General features: G+C 74.5%; 20 protein-coding genes and 1 riboswitch. Of the genes, 16 read left to right on the top strand and 4 right to left on the bottom strand.

What is annotated here, in order from left to right:
• Window positions 1-212: 212 nt before the first annotated feature.
• Both ACE4Q9_RS25705 and ACE4Q9_RS25700 read right to left on the bottom strand, forming a co-directional pair.
• Complete coding sequence (locus ACE4Q9_RS25705) at window positions 213-1,340, bottom strand: alpha/beta hydrolase (protein ID WP_397986599.1); 1,128 nt, start codon at window positions 1,338-1,340, stop codon at window positions 213-215.
• Between the two features lie 153 nt (window positions 1,341-1,493).
• Window positions 1,494-2,174 carry a class II aldolase/adducin family protein gene (locus ACE4Q9_RS25700; protein WP_397986598.1) on the bottom strand — a complete coding sequence of 227 codons (681 nt, stop codon included), beginning with the start codon at window positions 2,172-2,174 and terminating at the stop codon, window positions 1,494-1,496.
• 195 nt (window positions 2,175-2,369) lie between these two features.
• Here ACE4Q9_RS25700 and ACE4Q9_RS25695 point away from each other — a divergent pair, with 195 nt between their 5' ends.
• From ACE4Q9_RS25695 to cobI, 10 genes are all read left to right on the top strand, one after another.
• Window positions 2,370-3,125: a lysozyme gene (locus tag ACE4Q9_RS25695; protein WP_397986597.1), complete on the top strand. Its 756-nt coding sequence runs from the start codon at window positions 2,370-2,372 to the stop codon at window positions 3,123-3,125.
• A 154-nt stretch (window positions 3,126-3,279) separates the two neighbouring features.
• Window positions 3,280-4,542, top strand: a complete 1,263-nt coding sequence (locus ACE4Q9_RS25690; protein ID WP_397986596.1) for an anion permease — start codon at window positions 3,280-3,282, stop codon at window positions 4,540-4,542.
• A 31-nt stretch (window positions 4,543-4,573) separates the two neighbouring features.
• A complete protein-coding gene (locus tag ACE4Q9_RS25685; RefSeq protein WP_397986595.1) occupies window positions 4,574-4,801 on the top strand; it encodes a hypothetical protein in 228 nt (75 codons plus the stop codon).
• 205 nt (window positions 4,802-5,006) lie between these two features.
• Window positions 5,007-5,150, top strand: a riboswitch (cobalamin riboswitch).
• A 98-nt stretch (window positions 5,151-5,248) separates the two neighbouring features.
• Complete coding sequence (locus ACE4Q9_RS25680; RefSeq protein WP_397986594.1) at window positions 5,249-6,202, top strand: cobalamin biosynthesis protein; 954 nt, start codon at window positions 5,249-5,251, stop codon at window positions 6,200-6,202.
• Window positions 6,199-7,707 (top strand): cobyric acid synthase, encoded by a 1,509-nt coding sequence (locus tag ACE4Q9_RS25675; protein WP_397986593.1) that lies wholly within the window; start codon window positions 6,199-6,201, stop codon window positions 7,705-7,707. Before ACE4Q9_RS25680 ends, ACE4Q9_RS25675 begins: the two co-directional genes overlap by 4 nt.
• On the top strand, window positions 7,704-11,360 hold the full coding sequence (gene cobN / locus ACE4Q9_RS25670; protein ID WP_397986592.1) for a cobaltochelatase subunit CobN: 3,657 nt from the start codon (window positions 7,704-7,706) through the stop codon (window positions 11,358-11,360). Before ACE4Q9_RS25675 ends, cobN begins: the two co-directional genes overlap by 4 nt.
• Window positions 11,357-13,357 (top strand): putative cobaltochelatase, encoded by a 2,001-nt coding sequence (locus ACE4Q9_RS25665; protein ID WP_397986591.1) that lies wholly within the window; start codon window positions 11,357-11,359, stop codon window positions 13,355-13,357. The genes cobN and ACE4Q9_RS25665 overlap by 4 nt, the downstream gene beginning before the upstream one ends.
• Window positions 13,357-13,956, top strand: a complete 600-nt coding sequence (cobO, locus tag ACE4Q9_RS25660) for a cob(I)yrinic acid a,c-diamide adenosyltransferase (RefSeq protein ID WP_397986590.1) — start codon at window positions 13,357-13,359, stop codon at window positions 13,954-13,956. The genes ACE4Q9_RS25665 and cobO overlap by 1 nt, the downstream gene beginning before the upstream one ends.
• The gene (locus tag ACE4Q9_RS25655) at window positions 13,953-15,332 is read left to right on the top strand and encodes a cobyrinate a,c-diamide synthase (RefSeq protein ID WP_397987327.1); all 1,380 of its coding nucleotides are present in this window, start codon (window positions 13,953-13,955) and stop codon (window positions 15,330-15,332) included. The genes cobO and ACE4Q9_RS25655 overlap by 4 nt, the downstream gene beginning before the upstream one ends.
• Window positions 15,329-16,060, top strand: coding sequence for a precorrin-2 C(20)-methyltransferase (cobI, locus tag ACE4Q9_RS25650; RefSeq protein ID WP_397986589.1), 732 nt, complete (start codon window positions 15,329-15,331; stop codon window positions 16,058-16,060). The genes ACE4Q9_RS25655 and cobI overlap by 4 nt, the downstream gene beginning before the upstream one ends.
• 23 nt (window positions 16,061-16,083) lie before the next feature.
• Here cobI and ACE4Q9_RS25645 read toward each other — a convergent pair whose 3' ends face one another.
• Window positions 16,084-16,815 carry a ZIP family metal transporter gene (locus tag ACE4Q9_RS25645; protein WP_397986588.1) on the bottom strand — a complete coding sequence of 244 codons (732 nt, stop codon included), beginning with the start codon at window positions 16,813-16,815 and terminating at the stop codon, window positions 16,084-16,086.
• A gap of 143 nt (window positions 16,816-16,958) precedes the next feature.
• On the opposite strand from ACE4Q9_RS25645, the gene cobM reads away from it, so the two are divergent.
• The 6 genes from cobM to cobC are packed head-to-tail and all read left to right on the top strand — an operon-like array spanning window position 16,959 to window position 23,303.
• Window positions 16,959-17,825: a precorrin-4 C(11)-methyltransferase gene (gene cobM / locus ACE4Q9_RS25640; protein WP_397987326.1), complete on the top strand. Its 867-nt coding sequence runs from the start codon at window positions 16,959-16,961 to the stop codon at window positions 17,823-17,825.
• Window positions 17,822-19,060 carry a precorrin-6y C5,15-methyltransferase (decarboxylating) subunit CbiE gene (gene cbiE / locus ACE4Q9_RS25635; protein ID WP_397986587.1) on the top strand — a complete coding sequence of 413 codons (1,239 nt, stop codon included), beginning with the start codon at window positions 17,822-17,824 and terminating at the stop codon, window positions 19,058-19,060. Before cobM ends, cbiE begins: the two co-directional genes overlap by 4 nt.
• Window positions 19,057-20,760, top strand: a complete 1,704-nt coding sequence (cobJ, locus tag ACE4Q9_RS25630) for a precorrin-3B C(17)-methyltransferase (RefSeq protein WP_397986586.1) — start codon at window positions 19,057-19,059, stop codon at window positions 20,758-20,760. The genes cbiE and cobJ overlap by 4 nt, the downstream gene beginning before the upstream one ends.
• Window positions 20,757-21,344, top strand: coding sequence for a precorrin-8X methylmutase (locus tag ACE4Q9_RS25625; protein WP_397986585.1), 588 nt, complete (start codon window positions 20,757-20,759; stop codon window positions 21,342-21,344). Before cobJ ends, ACE4Q9_RS25625 begins: the two co-directional genes overlap by 4 nt.
• The gene (locus ACE4Q9_RS25620) at window positions 21,341-22,255 is read left to right on the top strand and encodes a sirohydrochlorin chelatase (RefSeq protein ID WP_397986584.1); all 915 of its coding nucleotides are present in this window, start codon (window positions 21,341-21,343) and stop codon (window positions 22,253-22,255) included. The genes ACE4Q9_RS25625 and ACE4Q9_RS25620 overlap by 4 nt, the downstream gene beginning before the upstream one ends.
• On the top strand, window positions 22,245-23,303 hold the full coding sequence (cobC, locus tag ACE4Q9_RS25615; protein ID WP_397986583.1) for an Rv2231c family pyridoxal phosphate-dependent protein CobC: 1,059 nt from the start codon (window positions 22,245-22,247) through the stop codon (window positions 23,301-23,303). Before ACE4Q9_RS25620 ends, cobC begins: the two co-directional genes overlap by 11 nt.
• Before the next feature lie 530 nt (window positions 23,304-23,833).
• On the opposite strand, the gene ACE4Q9_RS25610 is transcribed toward cobC, so the two are convergent.
• The gene (locus ACE4Q9_RS25610; protein ID WP_397986582.1) at window positions 23,834-24,772 is read right to left on the bottom strand and encodes an SCO1860 family LAETG-anchored protein; all 939 of its coding nucleotides are present in this window, start codon (window positions 24,770-24,772) and stop codon (window positions 23,834-23,836) included.
• Between the last annotated feature and the right edge of the window lie 40 nt (window positions 24,773-24,812).

Below are 24,812 nucleotides of genomic sequence, written 5' to 3'. Positions count from 1 at the left end.
GGGGCGGCGCACCGGCTTCCGCAGGGGGTGGACCGGCGGCTTTCGGCCAACCGCATGGTCGCAACCGGAAGGACCCCGGCCGTTCGCCGCGCGCCCGGTGCGCCCCGGCGTACGCCGTCACATCGGCGGGGTCGCATCAGGCCGCGTCAGGTCACGGCGACAAGGTCACCGCATCGGGTCGCGTCGGGTCACGCGGCGTCACACCAGCGGCGTCACATCAGCGGCGTCAGGAAGCGCCGCAACCGTTCCTCGTACGCCTTGGGGTCCGGGTTCCACATCGCCGCGTGCGGGGCGTCCGGCACGGTGTGCAGGGCGACCCGGTCGGGGCGGCGGGCGGCGAGCAGCCGGGAGAACTCCCAGGGAGCGACCCGGTCGCCGGGGCCGTGGACGATCAGCGTCGGCACGGCGAGCCGCTCGGGGTCGGTGATCTCGGCGACCCGGTCGGCGTGCAGCCCCGCGCGGCCCTGGGCGGCGCGGACCGCGAGCGGCAGCAGCGGGGCGGGGGTGTGCCGGGCGCGGGCGAGGGCGCGCAGTGTGGCCTCCCAGCTGAGCACCGGCGAGTCGAGGATCAGCCCGGCGACGCGGTCGCGCACGGCGGAGTGCTCGGCGGCGCGCAGCGCCATGGTGGCGCCGGTGGACCAGCCGAGGAGGACGACGCGGCGGGCGCCGTAGCGCACGGCGTAGCGGATCGCCGCGTCCACGTCGCGCCACTCGCTCTCGCCGAGGTGGTGCAGGCCGTCGGCGGGGCGGGGCGCGCCGAGGTCGCCGCGGTAGGCGAGGGCCAGCACCGGCAGGCGGCGGCCGTGCAGGAAGCCCATCACGTTCATGGTGTGCTCGCGGGTGGTGCCCAGGCCGTGCACGGCGATCACCCAGGTGTCCCGGTCGCCGGGCAGGAACCAGGCGGGCAGCGCGCCGAGTTCGCCGGGCACGTCCACGTCGGCGTGGTCGAGGCCGAGCGCGGTGCGCGGGTTGCCGACGTACAGGTTGGGGGTGAGCCACACCTGGTCGCCGGGTGCGAGGGTGCCGTGCGTCACGCCGTCCAGGCGGCGTACGACGGTGTCGGCGGTGTGCACCGCCGCCCGCAGGACGGGTCCCACGACCGCGTGCGAACCGTCGCCCGCGAGGCCGTAGGTGCCGGGGCGCAGCGAGGCCAGGTCGCGGGTGAGCGTGATCTGGCCGGCCGCGGTGCCGTGCACGGTGAGCCGCGGTTCGGTGGGCAGCGGCCGGCTGCCGGACACCTTCAGCGCGACATCGCTGGCGAGCCGCCCGGCGGCCACGGATGCCAGGCCGGCGGCCACGACGGCGGTGACCGCGGCGGCGGTCGCTTTGAGGGGGCGCACGCCACCAGTGTCACGGGGGGCCCGGTGCCCGGCCAGTGGAGAGGCGGAGTGGAGTGACGGGGGGAGATACCGGGATGAAAGGTGCAGGGCCGAGGTCAGGTCGCGGAGCGGAGAGCTGAGCGGGGCGCCGCTCGGGGAGCTGTGGGACACGGGTCACCTCCGTTGGCCGTATCCCTTCAGGCGTTCCCCGACTTCGGCGAGTTGTGCCTCCGTCAGCAGAGACGGGGTCAGACCCGGCACCGAGGAGGCGGTCAGCCAGAGGCGGCACATCCACTCCAGCTGGGCGGTGCGGTCGTACGCCTGGTCGAGGGTGGCGCCGTAGGTGAGGGTGCCGTGGTTCTGGAGAAGGCAGCCGGAGCGGCCGTCGAGGGCCTGGAGCATGTGCGCGGCCAACGCGTCGGTGCCGTAGGCGGCGTAGGGCGCCACGCGTACGGGACCGCCGAGGGCGGCGGCCATGTAGTGGACCAGCGGCAGCTCGGGCACCAGCGTGGAGACCGCGGTGGCGTGCACGGCGTGGGTGTGGACGACCGCCTGTGCGCCGGTGGTGCGGTAGACGGCGAGGTGCATGGGCAGCTCGCTGGTCGGCACCAGCGTGCCGAGCACCTGACGGCCGGTGAGGTCCACGCCGGTGATGTCGTCCGGGGTGAGCCGGTCGTAAGGCATACCCGAGGGGGTGACCAGCACCACGTCCCCGACGCGCACGGAGACATTGCCGGAGGTGCCGACGACCAGCCCGCCGGCGACGCTCCGCCGTGCCGTCGCCACCAGCTCCGCCCACCGCCTGGCCGCTTCCCCGCGCACTTCTCCGCCCGTCTCCCGCAGCTTGGAGGTCATGTCCGCGATCCTGCCAGCCACTTGTACACCAGGAGGCCGGTCGCCGCATTTCCGCCCGCGGTTCCGCACCCCCAAAAGGGTGCATATCAGGCCAAACGCTAAGAATCTCCCCAGATTCAACGATCAGCGGCCCTTGAATGAGCCCTCCTGCCCGCCGGGCGATCCGGTCGTCCGTCACCCCCGGGGAGTTGGCACATGGCCCGTGACCGCATCCACCTCCGCCGCCGCGCCGGTGCCCTCGCGGCCACCGCGGCGACACTCGCCCTGACCTGCGCCACCGCCGCCGCGGCCGGTCCCTCGGGCCGGATCGCGAGCCTGCCCAAGGGGCACGACGTGTCGTCCCACCAGCGGAACGTGGACTGGCCGGCCGCCCGGTCCGGCGGGGCGCGCTTCGTCTACGTCAAGGCGACCGAGTCCACTGGCTACCAGAACCCCTACTTCCACCAGCAGTACGACGGTGCGCGCGACGCCGGACTGATCCGCGGCGCCTACCACTTCGCGCTGCCCGACAGGTCCTCCGGCGCCCGGCAGGCCAAGTACTTCGTGGCGCACGGCGGCGACTGGCAGCCGGACGGCTGGACGCTGCCGCCCGCACTGGACATCGAGTACAACCCGTACAGCGCGAAGCACCCCTGCTACAGGCTGGGCTGGAAGCGCATGAAGTCCTGGATCTGGTCGTTCAGCGACGAGATGGTCCGCGAGACCGGCCGCCGTCCCGTGATCTACACCACAGCCCACTGGTGGAAGCAGTGCACCGGCGACAGCCACGCCTTCGCCTCCCGCCACCCCCTGTGGATCGCCCGTCACGGCTCCTCGGGGCCGGGCAGGCTGCCGGGCGGCTGGCAGTCCTGGACCTTCTGGCAGTACGCCACCGCGGGCCGGCTGCCGGGTGACCAGAATCTCTTCAACGGCAGCTCCAGCGGGCTGCGGACCTTCGCCGCGGACTGGTAGCCCAAGGGGCACACGGGCACGCCCGGTTCGGGGAGGGGAAGCGGAGCCTCACCCGCCCGATGCGGACACTCCCGTGCCCGCCCCAGTTCATCTTCCGTTCACCCAGGTTGCCTACGTTCATCCGGACAACGACCTCGAACGATTGCCTGGGTAAATGGAAAGCTTCTCGCTGATCCTCGCGATTGTGGTGGTTACCGCACTCGCGTTTGATTTCACGAACGGTTTCCACGACACCGCGAACGCGATGGCCACCACCATCTCCACAGGCGCGATGAAGCCGAAGCTCGCGGTAGCCATGTCCGCCACCCTCAACCTGGTGGGCGCCTTCCTCTCCGTGGAGGTCGCCAACACGATCTCCAAGGGTCTCGTCGACGAGAGCGGCATCCGTCCCGAGGTCATCTTCGCCGCCCTGGTCGGCGCGATCCTCTGGAACCTGCTGACCTGGCTGGTGGGCCTGCCCTCCAGCTCCTCGCACGCGCTGATGGGCGGTCTGATCGGCGCGGCCGTCGCCTCCGCCGGATTCGGCGCCGTGCACGGCGGCGTGCTGGTCACCAAGGTGCTGCTGCCCGCGGTCGCCGCGCCGGTCGTGGCCGGTGTCGCCGCGCTGGTGGCGACCCGGTTCTCCTACGCCGCCGGCGGCAAGTCCGGGGGCGAGGCCACCCGCAAGGGCTTCCGCGCCGGCCAGGTCGCCTCGGCCGCGCTGGTCTCCCTCGCGCACGGCACCAACGACGCGCAGAAGACGATGGGCGTCATCACCCTGGCGCTGATCGCGGGCGGTGCCATCGCCCCCGGCTCCAACCCTCCCACCTGGGTGATCCTCTCCGCGGGCCTGGCCATCGCGCTCGGCACCTACATCGGCGGCTGGCGCATCATCCGCACCATGGGCACGGGCCTGACCGATCTGGAGCCCCGTCAGGGCTTCGCCGCGCAGACCAGCGCCGCGACCGCCATCCTGGCCTCCTCCCACCTCGGCTTCTCCCTCTCCACCACCCACGTCGTCTCCGGCGCGGTGATGGGTGCGGGCCTCGGCCGCAAGGGCGGTGTGGTCCGCTGGTCCACCGCGACCCGGATGACCGTCGCCTGGGTGCTCACCCTGCCGGCCGCCGCGCTGGTCGGCGCGGGCGCCGAGGCCGTCACCGAACTCGGTGACGGGGGCACCGCCGCGGTCGCCGTCTTCCTGGTCGCCGCGAGCGCCTGGATCTACAAGCTGTCCCGGCGCGAGGTCATCGACCACACCAACGTGGTCGCCGAGCCGGCCGCGGAGCCGTCCGGCGTGGTGACCACCGCCATCGCCGCGGTGACCCCGCCGCCCACGGGCGCGATCGCCGACGACCTGACGGCCACCATCCCCGCCCCCGCGCCGGTCCCGGCCGTCGAGCAGACGGCCTCCGCCGTCCCGCCGGCCGCCACCGTCTGACCCCCAGCCCGTTCACCAAGGAAGCAACCCCATGAAGATCGACTGGGCGGCCATCGGCTCCGTCTTCGGCGTCAGCCTCGCCTTCACGGTGGGCCTGGTGGTCCTGTTCACCCTCGGCATCAACGGCCTGGCCCGGCGCGAGAAGGCCGCGGCCGAGGGCGGCTCGGCCACGCTCGCCGTCACCGGCGCCTACGTCTGCTTCGCGGCCTGCGCGGCGGCGGTGGCGTACGGCATCCTCCTGATCGTCTCCAAGTCCTGAGCCGTCAGGGCCCCGCAGCATCCTGACACCGAGAGGGCCCTGATCCCGAAAGGGCCCTGACCTCGAAGGCGGCACGGCCCGCGCCGCCCCGGCAGTCCCCGAGGCTCCCCTCCGCGACCCGCGGCAGGGGAGCCTCCGGCATGCCCGGCCACCCCGCGAGGTGTGGGGATCTGCACACTCCCGCAGGTCAACGGCAAGTTGACGGCCGTTCCGGGCGCATGGTGGACTGCCCACGCCATCTACGGCAGCAGGAGAGGAAGCCGGTGCGAATCCGGCGCGGTCCCGCCACTGTCACCGGGGAAGAACCCCCGGAGAGCCAGGAACTCTCGCCGCCGGATCACGTCGAACCAGGGCGCGGACACCCTGAGTGAGGACACATCGCCATGCTCGGCTGCCGAACGACCAGTACCAGGACCACTGTCGCGGTGCCCACGGCCGGCTGAGCCGATGGCCGCCGATCGCAGTTACGCGTACGGCGCCGCCGCCGGACTCCTCGGCGACCTCCTCCTCGGCGATCCCCGCCGCGGGCATCCGGTCGCCGCGTTCGGGCGTGCGGCCGCCGCCGTGGAAGGCGCGTTGTGGCACGACCACCGCGGCTGGGGCGCCCTGCACACCACCGTGTGCGCCGGTGGCGCCGTCGCGCTCGGAGCGCTGGCCGCACGCGTCGCCCGCCCCTCCCCCACCGCCGCCGTCGCCCTGACCGCCGCGGCCGCCTGGTCCGTCGTCGGCGGCACCTCCCTCGCCCGCGAGGCGCGGGCGATCGGCCGCGCCCTCGCGGCCGGGGACGTCGAGGCGGCCCGCGCGCGGCTGCCGCACCTGTGCGGCCGGGACCCGCAGGCGCTGGACGCCGACGGGATCGCCCGGGCCGTGGTCGAGTCGGTCGCCGAGAACACCTCCGACGCGGTCGTGGGCGCCCTGGTGTGGGGTGCGGCCGCCGGGGTGCCGGGGCTGCTCGGCTTCCGGGCCGTCAACACCCTGGACGCGATGGTGGGTCACAAGTCCGCCAGGTACCGCCGCTTCGGCTGGGCGTCCGCGCGCCTGGACGACGTGGCCGGCTGGCCGGGGGCCCGGCTGACCGCCGTACTCGCCGCGGCGGCCGGACCCGATCCGCGCGGCGCCGTACGGGCCTGGCGCGCGGACGCCCGCCGGCATCCGAGCCCCAACGCCGGTCCCGTGGAGGCCAGTTTCGCGGGCGCCCTCGGCGTGCGCCTGGGCGGCACCCTCTCCTACGGCGGCCGGACCGAGCACCGTCCCGTGCTCAACGGCGTCACCGGACGGGCCGTCCGGATCCCCGACATCGAGCGGGCGGTACGGCTCTCCCGCCGCGTCGGCCTGCTCGCGCTCGGCGCCACACTCGCCGCGCGCCACCTCGTCAACGGACTGAAGGGACGCGGGAAGTGAACGGTGGTCTCCTCGTCGCCGGCACCACCTCCGACGCCGGCAAGAGCGTCGTGACGGCCGGGATCTGCCGGTGGCTGGTGCGCCAGGGCGTGAAGGTCGCGCCGTTCAAGGCGCAGAACATGTCCCTGAACTCCTTCGTCACCCGCGAGGGCGCCGAGATCGGGCGCGCCCAGGCCATGCAGGCCCAGGCCTGCCGGATCGAACCGACCGCGCTGATGAACCCGGTGCTGCTCAAGCCGGGCGGCGAACAGAGCAGTCAGGTGGTGCTGCTGGGCAAGCCGGTGGGCGAGCTGAGCGCGCGCGGCTACCACGGCGGCCGCCAGCAGCGGCTCCTGGGCACCGTGCTGGACTGCCTGGCCGAGCTGCGCGGACAGTACGACGCGGTGATCTGCGAGGGCGCGGGCAGCCCGGCCGAGATCAATCTGCGCCGCACCGACATCGTCAACATGGGCATCGCGCGCGGCGCCCGGCTGCCCGTGCTCGTCGTCGGCGACATCGACCGCGGCGGCGTCTTCGCCTCCTTCTTCGGCACCGTCGCCCTGCTCTCGCCCGAGGACCAGGAGCTGGTCGCGGGGTTCCTGGTGAACAAGTTCCGCGGCGATGTCTCGCTGCTGGAACCGGGCCTCGACATGCTCAAGGGCCTCACCGGGCGCCCGGCGTACGGCGTGCTGCCGTTCCAACACGGTCTCGGCATCGACGAGGAGGACGGCCTGCGCGTCTCGCTGCGGGGCGCGGTGCGCGAGTCGGCCGTCGCTCCCCCGCTCGGCGCGGACGTGCTGCGCGTCGCCGTCTGCGCGATCCCGCTGATGTCCAACTTCACGGACGTGGACGCGCTGGCCGCCGAACCCGGCGTCGTGGTGCGCTTCGTGGACCGCCCGGAGGAACTGGCCGACGCCGATCTGGCCGTCGTCCCCGGCACCCGCGGCACGGTCCGGGCGCTGCGGTGGCTGCGCGAGCGCGGCCTCGCCGACGCGCTCGCCCGCAGGGCCGCCGAACACCGGCCCGTGCTCGGCATCTGCGGCGGCTTCCAGATCCTCGGCGAGCACATCGAGGACGAGGTCGAGTCGCGGGCCGGCGCGGTCACCGGACTCGGACTGCTGCCCGTGCGGGTGCGCTTCGCCCGCGAGAAGACCCTCGCCCGCCCCCGTGGGCAGGCCCTCGGCGAACCGGTCGAGGGCTACGAGATCCACCACGGCGTCGCCCGGGTCGACGGCGGCGAAGCCTTCCTGGACGGCTGCCGGGTGGGCACCACCTGGGGCACCCACTGGCACGGCGCACTGGAGTCGGACGGCTTCCGCCGGGCCTTCCTGCGCGAGGTGGCCGCCGCCGCGGGCCGCCGCTTCGTGCCCGCGCCGGACACCTCCTTCGCCGCGCTGCGCGAGGAGCAGCTCGACCGGCTCGGCGACCTGATCGAACAGCACGCGGACACGGACGCGCTGTGGCGGCTCATCGAGTCCGGCGCGCCGCAAGGACTGCCCTTCATCCCACCGGGAGCGCCCGCATGAGCACAGTGTTGTTGTTGTCCACCGCCGACACCGATCTGCTGGCGGCACGGGCGTGTGGCGCCGGCTATCTGATCGGCAACCCCACCCGCGTCGACGTCGCCGGGGAGCTGCCGCGGCTGCTGGCCGGCGCCGACCTCGCCGTCGTACGGCTCCTCGGCGGCAAGCGCGCCTGGGAGGACGGGCTGGCCGTGCTGAAGGCGTCCGGTGTCCCGGCGGTGCTGCTGGGCGGCGAGACGGTGCCGGACGCGGAGCTGATGGCCGAGTCGACCGTGCCCGCCGGGGTGGTCGCGGAGGCGCTGCGCTACCTGGTCGAGGGCGGCCCGGACAATCTGCGGGAGCTGTCCCGGTTCCTGTCCGACACCGTGCTGCTGACCGGCGAGGGCTTCGAGGAGCCGCGCCGGATGCCGGAGTACGGCGTCCACGGCGCCTACGAAGTCCAGGACGGCCGCCCGACGGTGGGCGTGCTGTTCTACCGGGCCCATGAACTCAGCGGCAACACCGCCTTCGTGGACACCCTGTGCACGGCGATCGAGGCTCAGGGCGCCAACGCCCTCCCGGTGTACTGCGGTTCGCTGCGCGGCGCCGACGCCGGGCTGTACGAGCTGCTGGGCCGGGCCGACGCGCTGGTGGCCACCGTGCTCGCGGCCGGCGGCACCCACGCCTCCGAGGCGTCGGCGGGCGGCGACGAGGAGGCCTGGGACATCGGCGCCCTCGCGGATCTCAACATCCCTGTGCTGCAAGGGCTGTGCCTCACCTCCTCGCGCGCCGCGTGGGACGCCTCGGACGCCGCGCTCTCCCCCATGGACGCGGCGATGCAGGTCGCCATCCCGGAGTTCGACGGCCGGCTGATCACCGTGCCGTTCTCCTTCAAGGAGCAGGGCCCCGACGAGGTCCCGGTGTACGTCGCCGACCCCGAGCGGGCCGCGCGGGTCGCCGGGATCGCCGCGCGCCACGCACGCCTCGGGTACAAGCCGAACGCCGAGAAGCGCGTCGCCCTCGTCTTCACCGCGTACCCGACCAAGCACTCCCGGGTCGGCAACGCGGTCGGCCTGGACACGCCCGCGTCGGCGGTCCGGGTGCTGGACGCGCTGCGGGACGCCGGGTACTCGCTCACCGCATACCCGTCCGGCGGCGACGAGTTGATCCACCGGCTGATCGAGGCCGGCGGGCACGACGTGGAGTGGCTGACCGAGGAGCAGCTGGCCGCCGCGCCCGCGCGGGTGCCGCTGGCCGACTACCGGGCCTGGTTCGAGAGGCTCGACCCCGAGCTGCGGGAGGCCATGACCGAGGCGTGGGGCGAGCCGCCGGGCAACCTGTACGTGGACGGCGACGACATCGTGCTCGCCTCCCTTCAGTTCGGCAACGTGGTCGTGATGATCCAGCCGCCGCGCGGTTTCGGCGAGAACCCGATCGCGATCTACCACGACCCCGACATGCCGCCCTCCCACCACTACCTGGCGGCCTACCGCTGGCTGGAGCACAGCTTCGGCGCGGACGCGATCGTGCACATGGGCAAGCACGGCACCATGGAGTGGCTGCCGGGCAAAGGCCTCGGCCTGTCCCGCGGCTGCGCGCCGGACGCGGTGCTCGGCGAACTCCCGCTGATCTACCCGTTCATCGTCAACGACCCCGGCGAGGGCACCCAGGCCAAGCGGCGCGGGCACGCCACCGTGGTGGACCACCTGGTGCCGCCGATGGCCCGCGCCGACACCTACGGCGACCTCGCCAAGCTGGAACAGCTGCTGGACGAGTACGCGCTCGTCTCCGACCTCGACCCGGCGAAGGCGCCGGCCGTCCGCGCCCAGATCTGGACCCTGGTCAAGGCCGCCGAGCTCCACCACGACCTGCATGTGGACGAGCAGCCGGACGACGAGGCGTTCGACGAGTTCGTGATGCACATCGACGGCTATCTGTGCGAGATCAAGGACGTGCAGATCCGCGACGGGCTGCACATCCTCGGCGGCGGCCCGGTCGGCGAGCCCCGCGTCAACCTCGTCCTCGCCGTGCTGCGCGCCTCTCAGGTGTGGGGCGGCCGGGCGAACGCGCTGCCCGGCCTGCGGGCCGCTCTCGCCGAACATTTCGGGCTGGTGGAGAAGGAGTTGCTGGCCGGGCCGGGCGCGCCCGTGAAGGTACCGGTGGAGCTGACGGACCTGGTGGCGGGGCCGGCGCGAACGGCCGCCGACGCGATCGACCTGCTGGAGCAGCTGTGCCGGCGGATCGCGGAGGGCATGGAGGCGCGGGTCTGGGCGCGCGAGGCGGTGCGGGGCGTCGTACGGGACGTGCTCGGCGGTGTCGAACTCCCGGACGCGGTGGCCGTGCTGGAGTTCGCCTGCGACGAGGTCGTGCCCCGGCTCGCGCGCACCACGGACGAGATCGGACACATCCTGCGGGCGCTGGACGGCGGTTACGTCCCGGCGGGCCCGTCCGGTTCGCCGACCCGCGGCCTGGTGAACGTCCTGCCGACCGGCCGCAACTTCTACTCCGTCGATCCCAAGGCGATCCCGTCCCGGCTGAGCTGGGAGGTCGGGCAGTCGCTCGCGGACTCGCTGGTGCAGCGGTATCTGGCCGACACCGGCGCGTACCCGAAGTCCGTGGGCCTGACGGTATGGGGCACGTCCGCGATGCGCACCCAGGGCGACGACATCGCCGAGATCCTGGCGCTGCTGGGCTGCCGTCCGGTCTGGGACGACGCCTCGCGCCGGGTGACCGGCTTCGAGGTGATCCCCCCGGCCGAGCTGGGGCGCCCGCGCATCGACGTCACGGTCCGCATCTCCGGCTTCTTCCGGGACGCGTTCCCGCACGTGGTCGGGCTGATCGACGACGCGGTGCGCGCGGTGGCCGAGCTGGACGAGCCGGCCGAGGCCAACTACGTACGGGCGCACGTGGACGAGGACAGCGCCGGGCACGGCGACCGACGCCGGGCCACGGCCCGCATCTTCGGCTCCAAGCCGGGCGCGTACGGCGCGGGCCTGCTGCCGCTGATCGACGCGCGGAACTGGCGCTCGGACGCGGACCTCGCCGAGGTGTACGCGGTGTGGGGCGGCTACGCGTACGGCAGGGGCCTGGACGGGCGGGCGGCGCGCGGGGACATGGAGACGGCGTTCAGGCGGATCGCGGTGGCGGCGAAGAACGTCGACACCAGGGAGCACGATCTGGTCGACGCCGACGACTACTTCCAGTACCACGGCGGCATGGTGGCCATGGTGCGGCACCTGACCGGCGCCAACCCCGAGGCGTACGTGGGTGATTCGGCGGTCCCGGACCAGGTGAAGACGCGCACCTTGGGCGAGGAGACGCACCGCGTCTTCCGGGCACGGGTGGTCAACCCGCGCTGGATGGCCGCGATGCGCAGGCACGGGTACAAGGGCGCCTTCGAGATGGCGGCGACCGTGGACTACCTGTTCGGGTACGACGCCACGGCGGGCGTGGTCGACGACTGGATGTACGAGAAGCTGTCCGCCGAGTACGTCTTCGACCCGCAGAACCGGGATTTCATGAAGAAGTCCAACCCGTGGGCGCTGCGCGGCGTCACGGAACGGCTTCTGGAGGCGGCGGACCGGGGCCTGTGGGCCGAGCCGGACGCGGACACGCTGGAGCGGCTGCGCGCCACCTATCTGGAGCTGGAAGGCGACTTGGAGGGCGACGACCAGTGACGATTCCCTTTCCTTTCACGGCCGTTGTCGGCCAGGACGATCTGCGGCTCGCGCTGCTGCTGAACGCGGTGTCACCGGCGGTCGGCGGGGTGCTGGTGCGGGGCGAGAAGGGCACCGCGAAGTCGACGGCGGTACGGGCCCTGTCCGCGCTGCTGCCCGAGGTGGCCGTGGTGCCCGGATGTCGGTTCTCCTGTGATCCGGCGGCGCCGGATCCGGGGTGCCCGGACGGGCCGCACGAAGCGGGGCCCGGTGTGGAACGGGCCGCGCGGATGGTCGAGTTGCCCGTCGGCGCGTCGGAGGACCGGCTGGTCGGCGCGCTGGACATCGAGCGGGCGCTCGCGGAGGGCGTGAAGGCGTTCGAGCCGGGGCTGCTGGCCGACGCGCACCGCGGGATCCTGTACGTGGACGAGGTCAACCTCCTTCACGACCACCTGGTCGACCTGCTGCTGGACGCGGCGGCGATGGGCGCCTCGTACGTGGAGCGCGAGGGCGTCTCCGTGCGGCACGCCTCGAAGTTCCTGCTCGTCGGGACCATGAACCCGGAGGAGGGCGAGCTGCGGCCGCAACTGCTCGACCGGTTCGGGCTGACCGTGGAGGTCGCCGCCTCTCGGGAGCCGGACCAGCGGGTGGAGGTCGTACGACGGCGGCTCGCGTACGACGACGACCCCGCCGCCTTCGCCGCGCGCTGGACCGGTGAGGAGGCCGCCGTACGGCAACGGATCGTCGCAGCACGGGAGTTGTTGCCGCGGGTACGCCTGGGTGACGCGGCGCTGCGGCAGATCGCGGCGACCTGCGCGGCCTTCGAGGTGGACGGCATGCGCGCCGACATCGTGATGGCGCGCACGGCGACCGCGCTGGCGGCGTGGGCGGGGCGGACCGACGTGCTCGCCGAGGATGTGCGCCAGGCCGCGCTGCTGGCCTTGCCTCATCGTCGGCGTCGTGCGCCCTTCGACGCCCCCGGGCTCGACGAGGACAAGCTCGACGAGACGCTGGAGCGGTCCGCCGGCCAGGACGGGGACGGCGACGACGATCCCGACGGTCCCGGTGGCGGCGGGCGGCCGGCGCCCGAGTCCGGTCCCGAGGGCGGCGGGGACACCGCCGCGCGGCCCGAGGCCGGTGAGGGCGGGGAGTCACGGCCCGCCGGTGCCGGTGCGGGTGAGCAGTCCCCGGTGCGGGCGGCCGAGCCGTTCCGGACGAAGGTGCTCAGCGTGCCCGGCATCGGGGAGGGTGCGGCCGGGCGGCGTTCGCGGGCGCGGACCGAGCACGGACGGACCACGGGAGCGCGGCGGCCGCAGGGCGCCCTGACGAAGCTGCACCTGGCGGCGACCGTGCACGCGGCGGCGCCGCACCAGCGGGCGCGGGGGCGCGGCGGGCCGGGGCTGGTGATCCGCCGGGACGACCTCAGGCAAGCCGTGCGGGAGGGGAACGAATCCAATCTCGTGCTGTTCGTCGTGGACGCCTCGGGGTCGATGGCGGCCCGGCAGCGGATGGGCGCGGTGAAGGGCGCCGTGCTGTCGCTGCTGCTCGACGCGTATCAGCGGCGGGACAAGGTGGGTCTGGTGACCTTCCGGGGCTCGGGCGCGGACGTGGCGCTGCCCCCGACGTCCTCGGTGGACGCGGCGGCCGTACGGCTCCAATCGCTGCCCACGGGGGGTCGTACCCCGCTCGCGGCCGGGCTGCTCAAGGCGCACGAGGTGCTGCGGGTGGAGCGGCTGCGGGATCCGGCGCGGCGGGCGCTGCTGGTCGTCGTCACGGACGGCCGGGCCACGGGTGGTCCGGAGCCGGTCGCGCTGGCCGGGCGGGCGGCGCGGCTGTTCGCGGCCGAGCAGGTCGCCTCGGTGGTCGTGGACTGCGAGTCGGGGCCGGTGCGGCTCGGGCTCGCCGGGCAGCTCGCGGGTGAACTCGCGGGTACGGCGGTCACGTTGGACGAATTGCGGGCGGACGCGATCGCCGGGTTGGTGCGGGATGTGCAGGGGACGTCGAGGAGGGCCGCGTAGTGCCGCAGGGACAGCCGAGTGTCGTGCCGGACGACGGCCTGACGACCCGTCAGCGTCGTAACCGGCCGCTGGTCGTGGTGCACACGGGCGTCGGCAAGGGGAAGTCGACCGCCGCGTTCGGGCTGGCGCTGCGGGCCTGGAACCAGGGGTGGCCCATCGGGGTGTTCCAGTTCGTCAAGTCGGCGAAGTGGAAGGTCGGCGAGGAGAACGCGCTGCGGGTGCTCGGGGCCTCTGGCGAGGGCGGGCGCGTGGACTGGCACAAGATGGGCGAGGGCTGGTCCTGGGTGCAGCGGGACGCGCAGCTGGACAACGAGGAGAAGGCGCGGGAGGGCTGGGAGCAGGTCAAGCGGGACCTGGCGGCCGAGACGTACCGGTTCTACGTGCTGGACGAGTTCGCGTACCCGATGCACTGGGGGTGGGTGGACACCGAGGAGGTCGTTCAGGTGCTGCGCGACCGGCCCGGTACCCAGCATGTGGTGATCACCGGGCGGAACGCGCCGGCCGCGCTCGTGGACTTCGCGGATCTGGTGACCGACATGTCGAAGGTCAAGCACCCCATGGATGCGGGGCAGAAGGGGCAGAAGGGCATCGAGTGGTGACACCGTCGGTGCCCCGGCTGGTCATCGCCGCGCCCTCGTCGGGCAGCGGCAAGACCACCGTGGCCACGGGACTGATGGCCGCGTTCGCCGCGCGGGGGCTCGCCGTGTCCCCGCACAAGGTCGGGCCGGACTACATCGACCCCGGATACCACGCGCTGGCGACCGGGCGGACGGGGCGGAACCTGGACGCGTACCTGTGCGGGCCGGAGCTGGTCGCGCCGCTGTTCCTGCACGGGGCGCGGGGGTGTGACCTCGCCGTGGTCGAGGGCGTGATGGGGCTGTACGACGGTGCGGCCGGGGAGGGTGAGCTGGCGTCCACCGCGCACGTGGCGAAGCTGCTGGGGGCGCCGGTGGTGCTGGTGGTGGACGCGTCCGCGCAGTCGCGGTCGGTGGCGGCACTGGTGCACGGGTTCGTGTCCTGGGATCCGGGGGTGCGGGTCGGGGGCGTGATCCTGAACAAGGTGGGGTCCGGGCGGCACGAGGAGTTGCTGCGGGAGGCGCTGGACTCCGTGGGGGTGCCGGTGCTGGGCGCGCTGCGCCGGGCGCGGCCGGTGGAGACGCCGTCGCGGCATCTGGGGCTGGTGCCGGTGGCCGAGCGGCGGGCGCTTGCGGTGGAAGCGGTTTCGGAGATGGCGGCGTTGGTGTCCCGCGGCTGCGACCTGCCCGCACTGGAGCGGCTGGCACGCACCGCGGGGCCCGTCCCGGGCGATCCCGCCCCCTGGACCCCCGCCTTGCCCACCCACGACCACCTGTCTCGGCCGGCTGGAAGGCCCAGGCCCGGAATCGCCGTAGCCGGAGGTCCCGCCTTCACCTTCTCCTACGCCGAGCACGCCGAGCTGCTCACCGCCGCCGGAGCCGAGGTCGTCACCTTCGATCCGTTGCGTGACGAGGAACTGCCGGACGGAACCGCCGGGTTGGTCATCGGTGGCGGGTTTCCCGAGGTGTACGCGGCCGAGTTGTCCGGCAATGAGCCGTTGCGCAAGGCCGTCGCCGAACTCGCCGCGGCCGGGGCGCCGATCGCGGCCGAGTGTGCCGGACTGCTCTATCTGTGCCGGGAGTTGGACGGCCGTCCGATGTGCGGCGTGCTGGACGCCACCGCGCGGATGGCGGAGCGGCTCACGCTCGGGTACCGGGACGCCGTGGCCGTCGGGGACAGCGCGCTGGCCGCCGCCGGGACGCGGATGCGGGGGCACGAGTTCCACCGCACCGTGGTGGAGCCGGGGGCCGGTGCCGTGCCCGCCTGGGGGATCCGGGGCCGGCAGCGGCGGGTCGAGGGTTTTGTACAGCGGGGCGTGCACGCGAGTTATCTGCACACGCACTGGGCGTCCGAGCCCGGTGTGGCCCGTCGGTTCGTGGAGAGGTGCCGGACGTCATGAGCAGCAGGCTGATCGGTGTCGGGGTCGGTCCCGGAGACCCGGAGCTGGTGACCGTGAAGGGGGTCAACGCGCTGCGGGCGGCCGAGGTGGTCGTCGTACCCGTGATGGACAGCGGGGAGCGCGGGCGGGCCGAGGCGACCGTGGCGCACTACGTGTCCGGGGAGAAGATCGTCCGCGTGGTGTTCGCGCTGAACGAGCGGAGCGACCGGGCGCGCCGGGAGGCCGCCTGGGACGCGGCGGGCGCGCGGGTCGCGGAGCTGCTGGGGCGGCACGGCTCGGTCGCGTTCGCCACCATCGGGGACCCGAACGTGTACTCGACGTTCACGTATCTCGCGCAGACCATCGCGGAGCTGGTGCCGGGCGTCGTCGTGGAGACCGTGCCGGGGATCACCGCCATGCAGGATCTCGCGGCGCGTTCCGGTGCCGTGCTGACCGAGGGCACCGAGCCGCTGACGCTGGTGCCGGTGACGGCGGGCGCGGCGGTGCTGGAGGAGGCGCTGGCCGGTCCGGGGACCGTCGTGGCGTACAAGTTCGGGCGGCAGGCCGCCGAGGTCGCCGGGGCGCTGGCGCGGGCCGGGCGGCTCGACGACGCGGTGTGGGGTTCGGCGCTGGGGCTGCCGGAGGAGTCGGTGCGGCCCGCGGCGGAGCTGGACGGTTCGCCGCTGCCGTATCTGTCGACGCTGATCGCGCCGCCGCGGCGGGACGGCGGGCGGGGCGGGAAGCTGTGAGCGGTGTCCGGCGGCCGGCCCGGTCAGCCGGAGATGCCGACCACCAGCCAGATGAACGCGGCTCCGGCAACCGTGCACAGCAGGGTGGAGCGGGCGGGGTGCTCGTGGTGGGCCTCGGGCAGGATCTCGGCGGCGGCGAGGTAGAGCAGGACGCCGCCGAAGAGGCCGAGATAGCCGCCGAGCACCGGTTCGGGGATGTGGAAGAAGACGGTCGACAGCGCGCCGACCAGGGGGGCGCAGGCGTCCGCGACCAGCATGCCGATGGCGCGGCGGCGGGCGTTGCCGTACAGGCTGGTGATGGTGAAGGTGTTGAAGCCGTCGGCGAAGTCGTGGGCGATCACGGCGAGCGCGACGGCCGTGCCCATGCCGCCGCCGACCTGGAAGGCGGCGCCGATCGCGACGCCGTCCATGACGCTGTGGCCCACCATGGCGCCGGCCGCCGTGAGGCCCACCTCGGGCACCCGGTGGTGGTCGTGCTCGTCCCCGCCGTGGGCGGCCTGGCGCGCGGCGAGGGTGCGTTCCACGAGGTGGGCCAGGAGGAAGCCGGTCACGAACAGCAGCAGGGCCGCGGGGACGCCGAAGATCTCGCGGTCGGCGGCGCGCAGCGCCTCCGGCAGCAGGTCGAGGCCGACCACGCCCAGCATCAGACCGCCGGCGAGTCCCAGGACGAGATGCCGACGGTCGGTCACTCGCTGAGCCGTCCAGCCGCCGGCCAGCGTCATCAGGAACGCGCCGAGCGCGACGAAGACCGCCATAGGCACTTGCTATCCGATGAAGGCGCCTTCGCGCACATCGGGCACCTCGCATATCGCCTCGCATTCTGACATTTCACCCCGCTAGTGCCGTGTGCTTTCCGTACGAGAGGACTTTTCCGATGGCCGACGCTTCCGCAGATCCGATGGCCGACGCTTCCGCAGATCCGGCGGCCGAGGCCCGCACGGAGGCGCCCGCCGGGGCGCCCCTCGGCAAGGTGACGTTCGTCGGAGCGGGCCCCGGCGCCGCCGATCTGCTGACCTTCCGGGCCGCGCGGGCGATCGCCGAGGCGGACGTGGTGATCTGGGCGGCGAGCCTGGTGCAGGCGGAGGTGCTGGAGCACGCGCGCGCCGACGCGGAGGTGCTGGACTCGGCGGCCATGTCCCTGGAGCAGGTCGTCGCGGTCTACGCGCGGGCGCACGCCGAGGGCCTGAAGGTGGCGCGGATCCACTCCGGCGATCCGGCGCTGTGGGGCGGCACCCAGGAGCAGCTGGACCGGTGCGCGGAGCTGGGCATCGCCACCGAAGTGGTGCCCGGCGTGTCGGCGTTCTCCGCGGTGGCCGCCCTGGCCGGGCGCGAGCTGACGATCCCCGAGGTCGCGCAGTCCGTCGTGCTGACCCGGCTCGGCGGCGGCAAGACGCCGATGCCGCCCGGCGAGGAGGTGCGCGAGTTCGCCCGGCACGGCACCACGATGGCGGTGTTCCTGTCGGCGGCGCGCAGTGGTCAGCTGGTGCGGGAGCTGCTGGAGGGCGGCTACCCGACGTCCACGCCGGTGATCGTCGCCTACCAGGCGACCTGGCCTCAGGAGCTGGTCGTGCGGTGCACGATCGGCACGCTGGAGGAGACGGTCAAGGAGCACAAGCTCTGGAAGCACACGCTGTTCCTGATCGGGCCCGCGCTGGCCGCGCGGGGCACCCGCTCGCACCTGTACCACCCCGGTCACTTCCACGGCTTCCGCAAGGCCGACCCGCAGGCGCGGCGGGAGCTGCGCGAGCGGGGGGCGGGCAGGTGATCACCGTCGTCGGTACGGGGACCGGGGCGCCGCTTCCCGGGGACGTGGCGGACGGCGCGGCGCTCGTCGTCGGCGGGCGGCGGCATCTGGACGCGGTACGGCTGCCCGCCGGGGCGGAGCGGGTCGTGCTCGGGCCGCTGGCGGCCGCCCTGGACACCATCGCCGGATATGTCGCCGAGGAGCTGCCGGTCCTTGTGCTGGCCTCCGGGGACCCCGGATTCTTCGGGATCGTCCGGGCACTCGGCGAGCGCTTCGGGCCCGAGCTGCTGTCGGTGCGGGCCGGGGTCTCCTCGGTGGCCGCCGCGTTCGCCCGGCTCGGGCTGCCCTGGGACGACGCGGTGGTGGTCAGCGCGCACGGCAGGGACCTGCGCACGGCGGCGAACGTCTGCCGCGCGCATCCGAAGGTCGCGGTCCTCACGGGTCCGGGCGCGGGCCCGGCCGAGCTGGGCGCCGCGCTGGCCGGGCGGGACCGGACCCTGGTGGTGGCCTGCGCGCTGGGCGACCCGGAGCGCGAACGCGTGGAGCGGGTGACGCCCGCGCAGGCGGCGGCGCGGGAGTGGGGTACGGCGGTGAGCGTGGTGCTGTGCCTGGCGGAGCCCTCGGCGCCGGGCCCCCTGCGCACCATCGCCGGGGTGCCCGCGGGTCCTGCCGGGTGGGCGCTGCCGGAGGCCGGGTTCGCCCACCGCGATTCCATGATCACCAAGTTCGAGGTGCGCGCGCTCGCGCTGGCCCGGCTCGGGCCCCGGCTCGGGGATCTGGTGTGGGACGTCGGCGCCGGGTCCGGGTCGGTCGCGGTGGAGTGCGCGCGGCTCGGTGCGGCCGTGGTCGCGGTCGAGAAGGCCGCGGACGGGGTGGCCCGGATCCGGGAGAACGCGCGCGCCCACGACGTGGAGGTGGACGTCGTGCACGGCAGGGCGCCCGAGGCGCTGGCCGCCCTGGCCGACGACCCGGACGCCGTGTTCATCGGCGGCGGGGGCGCCGAGCTGCCCGCCGTGGTCCGGGCGTGCGCGCGGCGTGCGCGCCGGACCGTGGTGGTGGCCATGGCCGCCCTGGACCGGGTGCCCGCGGCCCGCGAGGCGCTGACCGGCGCCGGCTTCGGCTGCGACGGCGTGCTGCTCCAGTCCGCGCGGCTCGCCCCGCTGCCGGGGGACGTGACCCGGCTCGCGGCGACCAACCCGGTGTTTCTGCTCTGGGGCGTCAGAACCCCCGCAATCGTAGAAGGAGTTGACCAGTGATCGGCCTGATTTCCGCCACCGCGGCGGGGGCGGCGGCACGGGACCGGCTGGCCGCGGCCTGGCCGGACCGTACGCGGGTGTACGAGGGACCGGCCGGGGAGGCGGTACGGACCGCGTTCGCCGAGTGCGAGCAGCTGGTGTGCTTCCTGGCGACGGGCGCGACGGTACGACTGCTCGCGCCGCTGCTCGCCGGCAAGACGGCCGACCCCGGTGTGGTCTGTGTGGACGAGGGCGGCCGGTTCGCGGTGTCGCTGCTCGGCGGGCACGGCGGCGGCGCCAACGAACTCGCGCGCGAGGTCGGCGGGTTGCTGGGCGCCGAGCCGGTGGTGACCACCGCCACGGACGCCGTCGGGCTGGCCGGCCTCGACACGCTCGGCCTGCCCTGCGAGGGCGCGGTGGCCGCCGTGTCCCGCGCCCTGCTGGACGGTGAACCGGTCGCGCTCGTACAGGAGTCGGCGTGGCCGCTGCCGCCGCTGCCGGTCGCGCCGCGGGGGTCGTACACGATCCGGCTCACCGACCGGGACGTCGAACCCGCCGAGCGCGAGGTGCTGTTGCGGCCGCCGTCCCTCGTCGTCGGGGTCGGCGCGTCCAGGGGCGCGCCGGTGGACGAGGTGCTCGGGCTGGTCGAGGAGACGCTGCGGGAGGCGGGGCTGTCCCCGCGGTCCGTCGCAGAACTCGCCACCGTGGACGCCAAGTCCGAGGAGCCGGGCATCCTGGGGGCGGCCGAGCGGCTGGGCGTGCCCGTGGTGACGTACTCCGCCGGTGAGCTGGCCGCCGTCGAGGTGCCCAACCCCTCCGCCGCGCCGCTCGCGGCCGTCGGCACCCCGTCGGTCGCCGAGGCGGCCGCGCTGCTCGGCGGCGGTGAACTCCTCGTCCCCAAGCGGAAGTCGGGCGCCTCTCCGGCGATGGCGACCTGTGCCGTGGTGCGCCGGCCGGGGCGCGGGCGGCTCGCGGTGATCGGGCTCGGACCCGGCGCCCGCGATCTGCTCACCCCGCGCGCGACGGCCGAGCTGCGCCGGGCGTCGGTGCTGGTCGGGCTCGACCAGTACGTGGACCAGATCCGCGATCTGCTGCGGCCCGGCACCCGCGTGCTGGAGTCCGGGCTCGGCGCCGAGGAGGAGCGGGCCCGCACCGCGGTGGAACAGGCCCGGCGGGGGCACGCGGTCGCGCTGATCGGCAGCGGGGACGCGGGCGTGTACGCCATGGCCTCGCCCGCGCTGGCCGAGGCGTCCGACGACATCGACGTGATCGGGGTGCCCGGAGTGACGGCCGCGCTGGCCGCCGCCGCGATCCTGGGCGCGCCGCTGGGCCACGACCATGTCTCCATCAGCCTCTCGGACCTGCACACGCCGTGGGAGGTCATCGAGCGGCGGGTGCGGGCGGCGGCCGAGGCGGACCTCGTGGTCACCTTCTACAACCCCCGCTCGCGGGGCCGCGACTGGCAGCTGCCGAAGGCGCTGGGCATCCTCGCCGAGCACCGCGCGCCGGCGACGCCCGTGGGTGTCGTACGCAACGCCTCACGGCCGGACGGGTCGAGCCGGGTCACCACGCTCGCCGGGCTCGATCCGGCGAGCGTGGACATGATGACGGTCGTCACCGTGGGCAACACCGCGACCCGGACCGTCGCCGGGCGCATGGTGACCCCGCGCGGCTACCGCTGGCAGAGCGGGCAGCCGCGGGAGACTGAGGAGGCCCGGTGAACCGGATCGTGCACCCCATCGAGCAGGAGTCCTTCCGGCGGCTGCGCGCCCGCCTGGACACCTCCCACCTCCCGCCGCTGACCCGCGCGGTGGTGGAGCGGGTCATCCACTCCGCCGCCGACCTGGAGTACGCGAGCGACCTCGTCCTGGCGGAGGCCGACCTGGTGCCGGCGCATGCCGCGCTGCACGCCGGGGCGCCGGTCGTGGTGGACGTGGAGATGGTCGCCGCCGGCATCACCCGGCGCCGGACCGTGTGCCGGCTGAAGGACGCCAAGTCCGGTCCCGGCCTTACCCGTTCGGCGCATGCGATCCGGCTCGCCTACGAGGAGGTCGGTCCCGGCGCCCTGTGGGTGATCGGCTGTGCGCCGACCGCCCTGGAGGAGCTGCTGACCCTGGGCGCCGACCCGGCGCTCGTCATCGGCCTGCCCGTCGGCTTCGTCGGCGCGGCCGAGTCCAAGGCCGCGCTGCGCGAAAGCGGGCTGCCCGCCGTGAGCAACGTGTCCGAGAAGGGCGGCTCGGCGGTCGCGGCCGCCGCGCTCAACGCCCTGCTGTACCAACCGATTCCGTCCGAGGAGACTCTGTGAACACCCCGCCCGCCCTGCTCATCGCCGGCCATGGCACCCGTGACGACGCCGGAGCCGAGGCGTTCCGCGCCTTCGTGCGGGAGCTGGGGCGCCGACGTCCCGACCTGCCCGTCGCGGGCGGCTTCATCGAGCTGTCCCCGCCGCCGCTCGGCGACGCGGTGGCCGAGCTGGTGGAGCGGGGCGTACGCCGGTTCGCGGCCGTGCCGCTGATGCTGGTGTCCGCCGGGCACGCCAAGGGCGACATCCCGGCCGCGCTGGCCCGTGAGAAGGAGCGGCACCCGGGCATCTCGTACACCTACGGCCGCCCGCTGGGCCCGCACCCGGCGCTGCTGGACGTGCTGGAACGGCGCCTGGACGAGGCGATCGGCGACCAGGACCGCGCCGAGGTGACCGTGCTGCTGGTCGGCCGCGGCTCCACGGACCCGGACGCCAACGCGGAGGTGTTCAAGGCGGCCCGGCTGCTGTGGGAGGGCCGGGGGTACGCCGGGGTGGAGACGGCGTTCGTGTCCCTCGCCGCGCCGGACGTGCCGAGCGGGCTGGACCGCTGCGCGGCGCTGGGGGCGCGGAGGATCGTCGTGCTCCCCTACTTCCTGTTCACCGGGATCCTGCCGGACCGGGTGCGGCGGCAGACCGAGGAGTGGGCCGCCGCGCACCCGGAGACCGCCGTGTCCTCGGCCGATGTCATCGGTCCCGAGCCCGAGTTGCTCGACCTGGTGCTCGAACGGTACGAGGAGGCGGTCCAGGGTGATCTGCGGATGAACTGCGACTCCTGCGTGTACCGGATCGCGCTGCCGGGCTTCGAGGACAAGGTGGGCCTGCCGCAGCAGCCGCACTTCCACCCGGACGACGACGACCACGGCCATGGGCACGGGCACCACCACGACGGGCACCCGCACAGCCATGCCCACTGAGAACTCCCTGGGCTTCGACCTGCGCCATCACGGGGACGCCGAGGTACGGGACGACGGCGCGGCGCTGGTCGACCTCGCCGTCAACGTGCGGGCGGACACGCCCCCGCCGTGGCTGCGGGACCGGATCGCCGCCTCCCTGACCTCCCTCGCGGCCTACCCGGACGGGCGGACCGCGCGGGCGGCGGTGGCGGCGCGGCACGGGCTGCCGGTGTCGCGGGTGCTGCTGACGGCGGGCGCGGCGGAGGCGTTCGTGCTGCTCGCCCGCGCCCTCAAAGTCCGCCAACCGGTCGTCGTGCATCCGCAGTTCACCGAGCCGGAGGCGGCGCTGCGGGACGCCGGGCACACGGTGGAGCGGGTGCTGCTGCGGCCCGAGGACGGCTTCCGGCTGGATACGGCGCTGGTGCCGGAGCGGGCCGACCTGGTGGTGATCGGCAATCCGACCAACCCGACGTCGGTCCTGCACCCGGCCGCGGTGATCGCCCGGCTCGCCCGGCCCGGACGGGTGCTGGTGGTGGACGAGGCGTTCATGGACGCGGTGCCGGGCGAGCGGGAGGCGCTGGCCGGGCGGACCGACGTGCCCGGTCTCGTGGTGCTGCGCAGCCTCACCAAGACCTGGGGGCTCGCGGGTCTGCGCATCGGCTATGTGCTGGCCGAGCCCGAGATCGTCGCCGGGCTGGAGCGGGCCCAGCCGCTGTGGCCGGTGTCCACCCCGGCGCTGGCCGCCGCCGAGGCGTGCGTGTCGCCGCGTGCCCTGGCGGAGGCGGGGCACGCGGCGCACCGCCTCGCCGGCGACCGGGCACACCTGGTCGCCGGCCTGTCCGCGCTGGCGCCCCGCGGGGTGCGGGTCACGGGACCGGCCGAGGGCTCCTTCGTGCTGGCCCGCGTCCCGGCGGCGGCCACCGTACGGCGCCGGCTGCGCGAGCTCGGCTACGCCGTGCGCCGCGGGGACACCTTCCCCGGTCTCGGGCCCGACTGGATACGCCTCGCCGTCCGCGACCGCCCCACGACGGACGCCTTCCTGACCGCCCTGTCGGCGGCCCTCGCCTGACGGGACCCGCTCCGGTCACGGGGGCGCCAAGTCCGCGCCGAAGCACGCGCGTCGGCGGAGGTGGGAGGGCGGATGCGGGACACGTCGGCGGAGGTGGGAGCGAGGATGCGGGATGCGAGACGGCAGACGCAGGGCGGCGAACGTGCGATAGCGGCCGCCGGACGCGGACGCCGGAGACACGACGCCGGACGCCGGACAGCAGGCGCGCGACAGCGCACGCGGGACGGCGAACGCGGGACGCGGGCGCTGGACAGCAGATGTGCGACGGCAGACACACGTCGGCGAACGGGGTAGCAGGCTCAGGACGGCGAACGCACGACGGCAGACGCGGTACGCGGACGCCGGACACGCGACGGCGGCCACGCATCGGCGGACGGGGAACGGGGAACGGGGACGCCGGACGCCGGACGCCGGACGCCGGAGGCGCGACAGTGGACGCGGGGCGCGGATGCGCGACGGCGAACGCCGGACGGGACCGGCGAGGCTCCCCCGCCTCTCCGGTCCCGCCCCGCCCCTCCCCCTGCCGTCGGTCAGCTCCTGCGGCGGCGGGCCAGCAGCACCGCGCCTCCGCCCGCCGCCAGCAGCGCCACCGCGCCGCCCGCGATGTACGGCGTCGCCGGGTTGCCGCCCGTCTCCGCGAGGTGGGTGTCCGAGGCGCCGCCCTGTGGTTTCACGTCGGAGACCGGGGCGGCGTCGGACGTGGTGCCGGAACCGGGATCGTGGCGCTGCGTCGGGGGCTTGGCGGGCGGGGCCATCGGGGACTCGCAGGTCGCCTTGGCCAGCGTGACCGTGCCCTCGACGTCCGCGACGTTCAGCTTCAACGGGTTGACGGACACCTTCAGTCGCAGCGCGGTCGCCGCCGCCGTACGGGAGGTGGTGCTGTGCTGCGCGAGGTCGAGGCGGACCTCGCCGACGCCGGGCACCTTGACCTCGGTCGGGCCGCCGGCGGTGACCGTGATCCGGCGGCCGAGGACGGTGACCGTGCCGAGGATCTTCGCGTCGGCGCTGGGCATCTTGCCCACCTCGCAGGTGGCCTGCGCGGTGACGGTGTCCACCTCGATCAGGGACAGCAGGGGCAGGCCGGGGACGTGCAGCTTGGCGTGCACGAGGCGGACGGAGCCCTCGGCGCGCCGGGCGGTGACGGTGGCACGGGACTGCGCCACGTCCGCGCTGAGGACGGTGAACGGGTCGCCCCCCGCCACCCCGTCGAGCCGGGCGGACAGGGCGGTCCGGTCGGCGCTCCGGGGTGCCTCGACCTCGTTGAGGGAGACAACGAGCGGCACGTCGATGGACTTGTCGAGCAGGGACACGTCGAGCCCGGTGTGCAGGACGGAGGCGGTGGCGCGGCCGGGGTTCTCGGTCGCGTGCGCCGCGCCCGCGCCCAGGACGGCGGGCGCGGTGGCCAGCGCGGTGACGGTCGCCGCGGCGGCCAGACGGCGCACGGGCATACGGAAGTTGGTGCTGTTCAAGGCGGTGGGACCCCCCACTTGAATTGCTTGGGACCCGTCA

The sequence above is a fragment of the Streptomyces sp. AM6-12 genome, assembly GCF_044327085.1.
Lineage (GTDB): Bacteria > Actinomycetota > Actinomycetes > Streptomycetales > Streptomycetaceae > Streptomyces.
Note: the sequence above shows the minus strand (reverse complement) of the source record. Positions and strands in the feature narration are given on the sequence as shown.